Genomic DNA, 9,455 nt, shown 5'->3' with positions numbered 1-9,455 from the left:
GTGCCGTACCACGGCTGGTCGGCGTCGATGCGGAGCAGGTTGTAGCCGATGTCGCGGTCCATGCCGTGGATGTTGGTGTACGTGTGGTGGATGTAGTTGTGGCCGTGCTTCCAGTCCTGCGCCGGTGCGACGTTGTCCCACTCGAAGCGCTTGCCGTCGACCATCGGGTCGTTCATCCAGTCGTACTGGCCGTGCATGACGTTGTGGCCGATCTCCATGTTGTCCAAGATCTTGGCCAGGCCGAGCAGGGCGATGCCGGTGAAGAAGGCGGGAAGGAAGAACGGCATGAAGATACCGACGCGGCCGAGGACCTCGGCGGCACGCTGCACCTTGATGACACGACGGATGTAGTCGGCGTCCTTCTGACCGAGGTCGTCGAGAACGCGCTGACGCACCGTGTCGAGCTGGTGCCCGAACTCATCGAGCTGCTCGTAGGTCATGTACTCCAGCCCGATGGTGGCCGGCTTGTCGGAGTCCTTGTTGATCAGCGTCAACGGCGCCGCGTTGTGACGCGAGGCGCTGTGCGGCTCGATCGGGGGGTGCTTCTTGTTCTTCGCCATGGTCTTCTCCCTCTTACCCTTCAGCGTCGTGCCCTTCACAGTGCGACGCTCACGTCGCCGATGGGCACCTGAACACAAATCTTGATGGTCTCGTCGGTGTTGGCCGTGATCTCGCCGCTCACGATGTGGCGGACGGCGCCGCTGTTCTTCTTGACGGCGCAGGTGTTGCAGACGCCCATCCGGCAGCCGAAGTCGGGCGTGAGCCCGGCGGCCTCGGCCTGGACGAGGATCGTGTCGCCGCTGTTGGCGACCTCGGCGACGGCGTCGTCGAAGGTCAGGGTGCCGGTCGCGTCGGCGGCATCGATGTCGATGCTCGGCACCTTGAAGTACTCGAGGCGCAGCTGATCGGCCGCACCGAGCTCCTCGTACGTGTCGCGGACGGTGGCGATCAGCCCGGCCGGTCCGCACACGTACGTCAGGGTCTCCCTCGGGTCGATGCCGAGGTGCTTCAGGTGGTCGATGACGAAGCGGCCCTTGAGCTCGGCACCGTCGAGGGGCGCGCGGGTGTAGACGCGGGCGATGGTGACGTCAGGCTCAGCAGCAATGGCGTCGAGCTCGGGTGAGAACATCTCGTCGTCCCGCGAGCGTGCGTAGTGCAGGAACGTGACCCCTCCAGTGTGGCCGGTGTCGCGCAATGTGCGCAGCATCGACATGACCGGTGTGATGCCTGAGCCACCGCTGATCAGCAGCAGGTTGTCGGGCACCACCGTGGGGAGCACGAACTCGCCCTCGGCCTGCGAGAGAAAGATGATCGCGCCCGGCTGCATCTCACGGTGCAGGAACTGGGACACGTAACCGTCGGGGTGAGCCTTGACCGACACACTGAAGGTGCCGTTCTTCGCCGCGCGCGAGCTCGACACGGAGAAGCAACGAATCTTGCGGATCCCCTCGACCTCGACACCGAACTGCACGTGCTGGCCGGGAACGAAGCCGTTCCACGCGCCGTTGGGGCGCAGCACCACGGTGCTGGCATCGCCAGTCTCCCGCACGACCCCGACAACCTTGGCGCGGACGTTCTCGGCGGCCAGCATGGGGTGGACCTGCTCGAGGTAGTGGTCGATCGAGTGCGGCGAGGCCAGGACGGAGACGGGACGCGAGGCGAGTGCTTTGCGAATGATGCCCATCTCGGTGCCTCCTCGAAGTCAGTGAACATCCGTACACTCAAAGTGTGCACGACCCGTGCGTTCACCGCAACCGACCGACCGCGTGACCTCGACCACGATGCACACAGATGTGCACTGAAGGGCAGGTACTAGGCTGTGCCCATGACGGAGCCCCTGCCCGCCGAGTCGCGGCAGGCGCAAAAGGAACGCACCCGACAGCTGATCCTGTCGTCGGCGCTCGAGCTCAGCCAGACCCAGGGTTTCGCCCAGATCAGCCTGCGGCAAGTGTCTCGGCATGCTGGCATCGTGCCCACCGCCTTCTACCGCCATTTCGACTCGATGGACCAGCTCGGGCTCGCCCTCGTCGAGCAGTCCTTCTCAACACTGAGACGCATGATTCGCGACGCTCAGCGTGATCCGCAGGTCTTCGACCACATCATCGACGCGGCGGCCGACGTCCTGGTCGAAGCGGTCAAGCAGAGCAAGGCGCACTTCGGCTTCGTGTCCCGCGAACGCGTGGGCGGCCCTGATGTCGTGCGCTCGGCCATCAGGCACGAGCTCGACCTGTTCGTCAGTGAGCTCGCCGTCGTGCTCGCGCGGCTTCCCAACATCGAGACATGGACAACGGAGGACGTGCAGATGGTGTCGCGCCTGTTCGTGCGCAACATGGTGTCGAACGCCGAGGAGATCGTCGAGATGCCCGACGGCCGTCCAGACCTGGAGGAGAAGATCAAGGAGGGCGCGCGCCGACAGATGCGCCTCATCGTCGTCGGTTTTCGCGACTGGCGGGGCTGAGGCTCAGCGGCCCTTGGCGGCTTGGGTCGATCCGAAAGTGTCTTGGGCGTAGGTGGCGAGCTTGTCGAGAGCCTGCACGAAGACGGCGTCGCCGAGGCTGTCCTCGAGCTGCTGGATGAGGTCGGGATCGGTGCTGAAGTCGGCTGACCACGTGACGTGCGACGTCGAGTGGCCTGCGGACTCCACGACGATCGTGGCCTTGTGGTTGGCGATGGGGAACGGCGGGTCGGGCATCGAGTAGGACAGCGTCATCGCCTCGTCGTCGCGCGACACCACGGTGACGACGAGCTCGGGGGAGGCCACCGGGCCGTCGGCGTAGATGCGGAGCTGGGGGTGCCACTCGGCGAAGTCCCCGGCCAGGCTCCAGACCACGTGGGCGGGTGCGGCGACGAACGTCCTGCGGGCGATACGGGGCATGGCTGTTCCTCATCGGCATGTCGGGGTTGTCCACATTCAACAGTGAGGAAGGCCTTCCGGCGATATTTTCGGGGTGAGGCATTACTCACTCCGGGTCGACGTCAGGTCAGTCCGAGGTCTACTGCCAGCCGCAGGACGACCTCGTCGAACCAGTCGGCCTTGTCGCTGACAGATCCCTCGAGATGGCCGAACAGCTCGAACGACACGGTGCCGAAGATGGATGTCCACGCCATGATCGTGCGTGCGACGACCTCCGGTGGTGGGTGCGGAAGATCGCGCGCCTGCACGAACCGCATCGCATCACCGAGAGTCTTCTCAAGCCCAGCTCGTGCGCCGGGCGGGGCGGGACGTGCCCGGCGGCCATCGCGGTAGGCGTCCGTCACGATCGTCACGAGCACCACCGTGCCCCGTGTCGCCGGGCCCACGGTGTCGCGGGGCGCGATGTAGCCCGCGACAGGGGATCCGTAGGTCAGGGCGTAGTCGCCAGGGTGCGTGACGGCCCAGTCGCGGATCGCGTGACACGCGGCGGTCCATCGTGCGAGGAGGTCGGCCCGGTCAGACACGGCGTGATCGGCATCCTCGACCGCGGCACCGATTTCGTCGTAGGCGAGGATCAGGAGGGAGGTGAGCAGGTCGTCGCGGCTCGGGAAGTAGCGGTACACCGCCGACGACACCATGCCGACGTCGCGCGCGACCGCCCGCAGCGACAGCTCGCCGGGCCCGGCTTCGGTGAGCCGCTTGCGCGCAGCGCGCAGGATCTCCTCGGTGATCTCCTCGCGGGTGCGGTGTCTGGCCGTCCTGGACGTCTGTTCCATGCCCCCAATGTGGCCCAGTTCGAGAGCGCAAGCAACAAATGAGAGCAGTGCTCTTGTGTTTGTCCTTTGTGGGTGCCATGCTCGAAGCGAGAGCAGTGCTCTCCTACAGGGAAGGACCAATCATGACCGATCGTCATCTTGTTGTCGGAGCCGGACCGGTGGGCCGTCACGTGGCCGAGCTGCTCGCGGCACGTGGGTCTGACGTCACCGTCGCCACCCGGTCGGGCACCGACACCGGCATCGCCGGCGTCGTCCATCTGCAGCTCGACGCCTCGGACGCCGATGCCCTGAGCGCGGCGGCTGACGGTGTCTCGGTGCTCTACAACTGCGCCAACCCCGCCGACTACACGACGTGGGAGACGTTCTGGCCGCCACTCATGGCAGCATTCCTCAGCGCTGCCGAGCGATCGGGCGCGGTGTACGCCATCACCGGCAACCTTTACCCGTACGGCCCGGTCGATCGGCCGATGCGCGAGGACATGCCTGACGCCGCGACCGACCACAAAGGCATCCTGCGCGCGAAGATGTGGGCCGACGCGAAGGCGGCGCACGACGCGGGGCGCGTCAGGGCGGTCGAGGTGCGCGGCTCGGACTACATGGGCAGGGGAGTCGGTGGCAATGGGCACGTCACGCGTCAAATTCCCGGTGCGCTGAAAGGCAAGCGGGCCTGGGTCATCGGCAAGAAGGACCTGCCGCACACGTTCACCGACGTCCTCGACACGGCCCGGATGCTGATCGCCGCAGCCGAGGACAGCACAGCGCACGGTCGCACCTGGAACGTTCCGAGCAATCCGCCGCGGACGCAGGAGCAAGCCATCACCGAGGTGCTGGCGAGCGTCGGCAAGCCTCCCGTGGCGGTCTCGGCGACACCTGCGGCGATCCTCTCCACCCTCGCTCTCGTCGTCCCGATGATGCGCGAGCTGAACCAGCTGTCGTACCAGTGGACCGCGCCCTACGTGCTTGACGACAGCGCCGCGCGTACGCACTTCGACATGGAGCCCACGCCGTGGCAGGAGGTCTGTCGGCGCAGCGCCGAGCAGGTCACGGCTGACAGCGGTCGGATCTCGCGTGGAACTCCGTGATCGTCGAGATCAGGCGCCGCTGTCCGCATCCGCGGGTTTCGATCCCATCAGTGACAACATCTGCAGCGTGGGCCGCCAGCCGAGGGCTTCGTAGAGCCGACGGCCCTGAGGGGTGGCGGCCAGGATGCCGGTGTCGGCGCCTGCGTCCAGCGCGTACTCCGTCACGACAGCCATGACGTGCCTCGCCAGGCCGCGCCGTTGGAAGGCCGGGGTGGTCTCGACGGCATCGAGTGTGGCGTCGCGGCCGAGGACGCCGATCGTGCCCTCCGCGGCGAGAGAGCCGCCCCACTCGACCGCATACGTGGCGCTGTTTCCGTCGATGTCCCAGCGGGCTGTCAACCCGGACCCGAGCGGGGGAATCGGCATGCGGCTGAGACTCGTCACCATCAGGGTCTCGTCGTCGCGGTCGACCCGGATGTTCGCGGGCAGCAGCAACGCCGCATAGGGTCGGGCATCGGTCGCCAGCACGGTCAGCATGGCGCGTGGCCTGCCCAGCACATGTCGCATGAGCTCGGCGAAGGTCTCCGTGCCGGGCTCCACGCACAGCAGCTCGGTCTCACGGGTTACGGAGCCGACGTGCACGAACGGCCACCCGTCGACGGTTGACACGTCGAGCCCGCGGGTGTGCGCCCAGACCTTGAGCCACCGTTCAGCGATGCTGGTGCGTACGTCGTCCGGCATGAGGCCAGTCTTCCAGAGGCGGCGTCGCGATCTCGCCGCCTCTCACGAGGGGCCGTTAGTGGTGGCGAGACCCTCAGAGCACGACGAAGAACGCAATGATGGTCGGCAGCGCTGCGAGGGCGATCCACGCGGGAGCCCACAACGTCTTCCCGAGGATCAACCGCACCCCGATGTAGGTGACGGCGGCGAAAGCTCCCGACATCAAGATCAAGATCGTGGCGTCAGAGCTACGGTCCTGGCCCACCAGGATGTGCGCGACCACGATGAGCCCGATGACACCGTGGATCGCGACGGCAAAGAACGCGATCGCAGCGACGCGGCGTTGCACCTTGTGCAGCGCCACCAGCTGGGTGCTCATGCGGACCTCGCCATGCTGGCCGCGTCAATGATGTGGTGCAGCACCGCGTTGGTGCGCTGCAGGTCGTCGACGCTCATCTCGATCCGGGCGATCATCGCGGGTGGTACGTCCACCGCGCGGGCGCGCATCGCCCGGCCCTCCTTGGTGAGAGTGATCTCGAGCGATCGCTCGTCATGCAGCGAGCGGGCCCGGACGAGGAGCCCGGTCTGCTCGAGCCGCTTGAGCAAGGGTGAGAGCGTCGCCGGCTCGAGGTGGAGCAGCTCGCTGAGTCGCTTGACGCCGACCTTGTCGTGCTGCCACAGCGCGAGCATCACGAGGTATTGCGGGTGGGTCAAGCCCAGCGGTTCGAGCATGGGTCGGTACGCGGCGATGACGGTGCGTGAGGCGACGGCCAGCGCGAAGCAGACCTGTTCCTCAAGCGCGAGCGGGTCTGGGTTCTCCATATGCTTAGTGTACTAACTATCGGTGGCGAGCCGACGGTGGGGTCATGGTCAGAATCAGTCACGATGTGTCGATCGTCGCAACCCAGTTGGTTCACAACATCATCTCGAGGGGCTCAGTCAGGTCTGGGTCTGTCACCGGTGCTGAATCGTGCCGCCCTGCGGCGGAGGTGTCGATGAAACTGCCGGTGTCGGTGGACGGCAGCGGGTCGGCGAGGCGGCGAGGCGGCGTCCCATCGGTAGAACATCCGCTTGCCGATCTCGATCAGGACGAGGTACCCGACGACCATGCCGGCGAGCGCGGCGAAGAAGCCGGCCGGCAGTGGCTGGAAGCCGAGGGTGTGAGCCAGGGGAGTCGCCGGCAGCACGGCGCCGACGGCGACGACCCCCACGGCGGCCAGCGTCAACGGAAGGCTGGGGTGGCTCCGGAAGAACGGGGTACGGCGCGTGCGGATCGCGAAGATGATCAGCGTCTGAGTCGCGAGCGACTCCACGAACCAGCCGGACCTGAACTGGGCCGGACCGGAGTTGAACACCCAGATCATGATCGCGAACGTGACGAAGTCGAACACTGAGCTGAGTGGCCCGAAGAAGAACATGAACCGGCGGATCGAGGCGATGTCCCAGTGCGAGGGCTTGCGCAGCTGTTCCTCATCGACGTTGTCCGTGGGGATGGCGAGCTGGCTGGCGTCGTACAACAGATTGTTGAGGAGGATCTGTGACGGCAGCATCGGCAGGAATGACAGGAAGATCGAAGCTCCTGCCGCTGAGAACATGTTGCCGAAGTTGCTCGAGGTGCCCATCAACACGTATTTGATCGTGTTGGCGAAGATCCGTCTGCCCTCGACCACGCCGTCCGCGAGGACATTCAGGTTCTTCTCGAGGAGGATGACATCGGCAGCATCCTTGGCGACGTCGGTGGCGGAATCGACGGAGACACCGACATCGGCCGCGTGCAGGGCGAGCGCGTCGTTGACCCCGTCGCCGAGGAATGCCACCCCGTCGCCGGACAGACGCCGGACCCGGACGATCCGAGCCTTGTGCTCGGGGCTGACCCTGGCGAAGACCGTCGTGCGGTTGATCGCCACCCCGAGCTCGGTGTCGTCGAGGGCATCGAGCTCGGGCCCGGTCATCGCCTCGCCCTCGCCCAGCCCGAGGTCATGGCAGACCTTCAGGGCAACGGCAGGGTTGTCGCCCGTCACGACCTTGACGGCTATGCCGAGTGTCTCCAGCCGGAGCAGGGCCTCGGCCGCGTCGGGCTTCGGTGGGTCGAGGAAGACCAGCAGGCCCAGGAGCCGGAGATCGTGCTCGTCGGCCGCCGTGGGGGTCGAGCCTTCGGCCGGGCGGATCGCGACGGCAACGACTCGGTTTCCGGCTTCGAACTCGGCTTCGAGGGCCGCACGTGCATCGGCCGGGACATCGACGCATCGTGCCAGCACGCTCTCCGGTGCCCCCTTGGTGACGAAGGTCGTGTGCCCTGCAGGGTCGCGGACGATGACGGACACCATCCGGCGTTCGTGGTCGAAGGGGAGCAGGCCCAGCCGTTGGACGTCGCCGAGCGCGGGCCGCTTGGCTTCGGGTGATGACCACAGCGCCCTGTCGAGGGGGTTGCCCCCCACGGCCGTTCCTTCCTGAGTGGCGTTCTCGGTGCAGAGAAGACCCCAGCTGACGACCTCCTCGGGCGAGGTGGCGTTGGCAGGCACGGCATGTGAGAACTCGATGTCCCCGGCGGTGAGGGTGCCGGTCTTGTCGGTGAACAGCACGTCGATGTCACCGAGGTCCTCGATGCACACCAGCCGTTTGACCAGTACCTTGCGACGACTCATCCGCCGCGATCCCGTCGCGAGGCTCGTGGACACGACTGCGGGGAGCAGCTGTGGGGTGATGCCGACGGCGATGGCCAGCGAGAAGAGCAGGGCGTCCAGTATCGGCCTGTTCAGGGCCACGTTGATCGCGAAGATCGACACGGTCAGAGAACTGGCGACGTACACCAGCAGCATCGAGAACCGGCGGAGACCGATCTGGAACTCTGTCTCCAGGGGATGGGTGTCGAGGCCGGCAGCGATCTGACCGAACTCGGTGCGGGAGCCCGTCGCGGTGACCACCCCGGTGCCACTGCCGGCGTGCACGACAGTTCCCATCAGCGCGCAGCCGACCAGCTCGGCCAGCGGCAGCCCCGGCTGGACTTGGGCAGCGGTCTTGTCGACAGGGAGCGACTCGCCGGTCAGGAGCGACTCGTCACATTCCAGGTCGGTGACATCGAACAGTCGGATGTCGGCCGGCACGATGTCGCCCAGCCGCAGCTCGACGATGTCTCCCGGCACCAGCTCGGTGACGTCGACCCGGCGTGCCGTCCCTTCGCGGATGACCACCGTCTCGTGATGTATCTGTGAGTGCAGAGCTTCGGCGGCCTTTTCTGCTCGGTACTCGTTCACGAAGCCGAGTCCGACCGAGAGTCCGACGATGACACCGATGATGATCGCGCCGCCCTGCTCGCCCACGAAGTAGGACGCCACTGCAGCACCCAGCAGGAGTCCCAGCAACGGCGAACGGAGCTGTCGCCAGAGCACCGGAAGCACCCGCGCCCGGTGGGACACCAGCGCGTTCGGGCCCCACTGCGCGAGACGTCCAACGGCGTCCTCGCCCGACAAACCCTGCTCCGGTGCGACCCGCAGCTGCCGTAGGACGTCGTCAACCCGTTGCTCTGCGGCATCCGTGATCGGTAGCCCTGCGGTCGGCTCGGGATGTCGGTCGCGGCCACGCTCGACGGTCGTCACGCGCGGGACGGGCCGTCATGGGGCGCCACGGAACCAGGCGATGCCTGAGATGTCATTGCCTTCGCCTCCGTCATGACAGGCTCGCACGCGACGATGGCAGACGGTAGGGATGGACGACCCCGACCGTGGGGGACCTCAGACTCTGGGGTGTACCCGCAGACTGAACCGCAACTCTCAACGTCGGCCACTGGGTAGTGCCGGTCGGGATGCGTGACCAGCGGTCTGCGCAGGTGGAGCCGAAGAGGTAACGCCGTGTGGTGGGTCCGTGGCCGACCACCACATCCGACAGGTGAGGTGCGGCGGTTGCTTGACGGTGCCGCGGGTCGGGGTCCGCGAGGTGGCTGGCGACCTCGCAGTCACCGGGACACGCCCTTGCGCCAGGCGCTGTACGAGGTGAGCCGCTGCGTGGTGGGTCTGGCCAGCCACG

9 protein-coding genes and 1 pseudogene are annotated in these 9,455 nt (G+C 66.6%); 2 read left to right on the top strand and 8 right to left on the bottom strand.

Features of this window, described 5'->3' with window-relative positions; all coding sequences use genetic code 11:
* Positions 1–560 (bottom strand): annotated as a pseudogene (locus H7290_RS10560) (acyl-CoA desaturase); the annotation flags it as partial.
* Between the two features lie 35 nt (positions 561–595).
* On the bottom strand, positions 596–1,684 hold the full coding sequence (locus H7290_RS10555; protein ID WP_290513974.1) for an FAD-binding oxidoreductase: 1,089 nt from the start codon (positions 1,682–1,684) through the stop codon (positions 596–598).
* Between the two features lie 141 nt (positions 1,685–1,825).
* Between H7290_RS10555 and H7290_RS10550 the strand changes: the two genes are divergently transcribed.
* Complete coding sequence (locus tag H7290_RS10550; protein ID WP_290513973.1) at positions 1,826–2,458, top strand: TetR family transcriptional regulator; 633 nt, start codon at positions 1,826–1,828, stop codon at positions 2,456–2,458.
* Between the two features lie 3 nt (positions 2,459–2,461).
* Here H7290_RS10550 and H7290_RS10545 read toward each other — a convergent pair whose 3' ends face one another.
* Both H7290_RS10545 and H7290_RS10540 read right to left on the bottom strand, forming a co-directional pair.
* Positions 2,462–2,875 (bottom strand): SRPBCC family protein, encoded by a 414-nt coding sequence (locus H7290_RS10545; protein WP_290513972.1) that lies wholly within the window; start codon positions 2,873–2,875, stop codon positions 2,462–2,464.
* 101 nt (positions 2,876–2,976) lie between these two features.
* Positions 2,977–3,690 (bottom strand): TetR/AcrR family transcriptional regulator, encoded by a 714-nt coding sequence (locus tag H7290_RS10540; protein WP_290513971.1) that lies wholly within the window; start codon positions 3,688–3,690, stop codon positions 2,977–2,979.
* 122 nt (positions 3,691–3,812) lie between these two features.
* Here H7290_RS10540 and H7290_RS10535 point away from each other — a divergent pair, with 122 nt between their 5' ends.
* A complete protein-coding gene (locus H7290_RS10535; protein ID WP_290513970.1) occupies positions 3,813–4,772 on the top strand; it encodes an NAD-dependent epimerase/dehydratase family protein in 960 nt (319 codons plus the stop codon).
* Between the two features lie 9 nt (positions 4,773–4,781).
* Here the strand turns inward: H7290_RS10535 and H7290_RS10530 are convergent, their stop codons facing one another.
* The 4 genes from H7290_RS10530 to mgtA form a co-directional block, all read right to left on the bottom strand.
* On the bottom strand, positions 4,782–5,453 hold the full coding sequence (locus H7290_RS10530; protein ID WP_290513969.1) for a GNAT family N-acetyltransferase: 672 nt from the start codon (positions 5,451–5,453) through the stop codon (positions 4,782–4,784).
* Positions 5,454–5,526: 73 nt separating this feature from the next.
* Complete coding sequence (locus H7290_RS10525; RefSeq protein WP_290513968.1) at positions 5,527–5,811, bottom strand: hypothetical protein; 285 nt, start codon at positions 5,809–5,811, stop codon at positions 5,527–5,529.
* Positions 5,808–6,254 (bottom strand): MarR family transcriptional regulator, encoded by a 447-nt coding sequence (locus H7290_RS10520; protein WP_290513967.1) that lies wholly within the window; start codon positions 6,252–6,254, stop codon positions 5,808–5,810. The genes H7290_RS10525 and H7290_RS10520 overlap by 4 nt, the downstream gene beginning before the upstream one ends.
* Before the next feature lie 113 nt (positions 6,255–6,367).
* Positions 6,368–9,028 (bottom strand): magnesium-translocating P-type ATPase, encoded by a 2,661-nt coding sequence (gene mgtA / locus H7290_RS10515; protein WP_290513966.1) that lies wholly within the window; start codon positions 9,026–9,028, stop codon positions 6,368–6,370.
* Positions 9,029–9,455: the final 427 nt, after the last annotated feature.

The sequence above is a fragment of the Aeromicrobium sp. genome (assembly GCF_014378035.1).
GTDB lineage: Bacteria > Actinomycetota > Actinomycetes > Propionibacteriales > Nocardioidaceae > Aeromicrobium.
Note: the sequence above shows the minus strand (reverse complement) of the source record. Positions and strands in the feature narration are given on the sequence as shown.

Bases quoted from the DNA above. Each gene is read 5' to 3' on its own strand.
- H7290_RS10555 (WP_290513974.1), bottom strand. From the start codon at position 1,684: ATGGGCATCATTCGCAAAGCACTCGCCTCGCGTCCCGTCTCCGTCCTG.
- H7290_RS10550 (WP_290513973.1), top strand. From the start codon at position 1,826: ATGACGGAGCCCCTGCCCGCCGAGTCGCGGCAGGCGCAAAAGGAACGC.
- H7290_RS10545 (WP_290513972.1), bottom strand. From the start codon at position 2,875: ATGCCCCGTATCGCCCGCAGGACGTTCGTCGCCGCACCCGCCCACGTG.
- H7290_RS10540 (WP_290513971.1), bottom strand. From the start codon at position 3,690: ATGGAACAGACGTCCAGGACGGCCAGACACCGCACCCGCGAGGAGATC.
- H7290_RS10535 (WP_290513970.1), top strand. From the start codon at position 3,813: ATGACCGATCGTCATCTTGTTGTCGGAGCCGGACCGGTGGGCCGTCAC.
- H7290_RS10530 (WP_290513969.1), bottom strand. From the start codon at position 5,453: ATGCCGGACGACGTACGCACCAGCATCGCTGAACGGTGGCTCAAGGTC.
- H7290_RS10525 (WP_290513968.1), bottom strand. From the start codon at position 5,811: ATGAGCACCCAGCTGGTGGCGCTGCACAAGGTGCAACGCCGCGTCGCT.
- H7290_RS10520 (WP_290513967.1), bottom strand. From the start codon at position 6,254: ATGGAGAACCCAGACCCGCTCGCGCTTGAGGAACAGGTCTGCTTCGCG.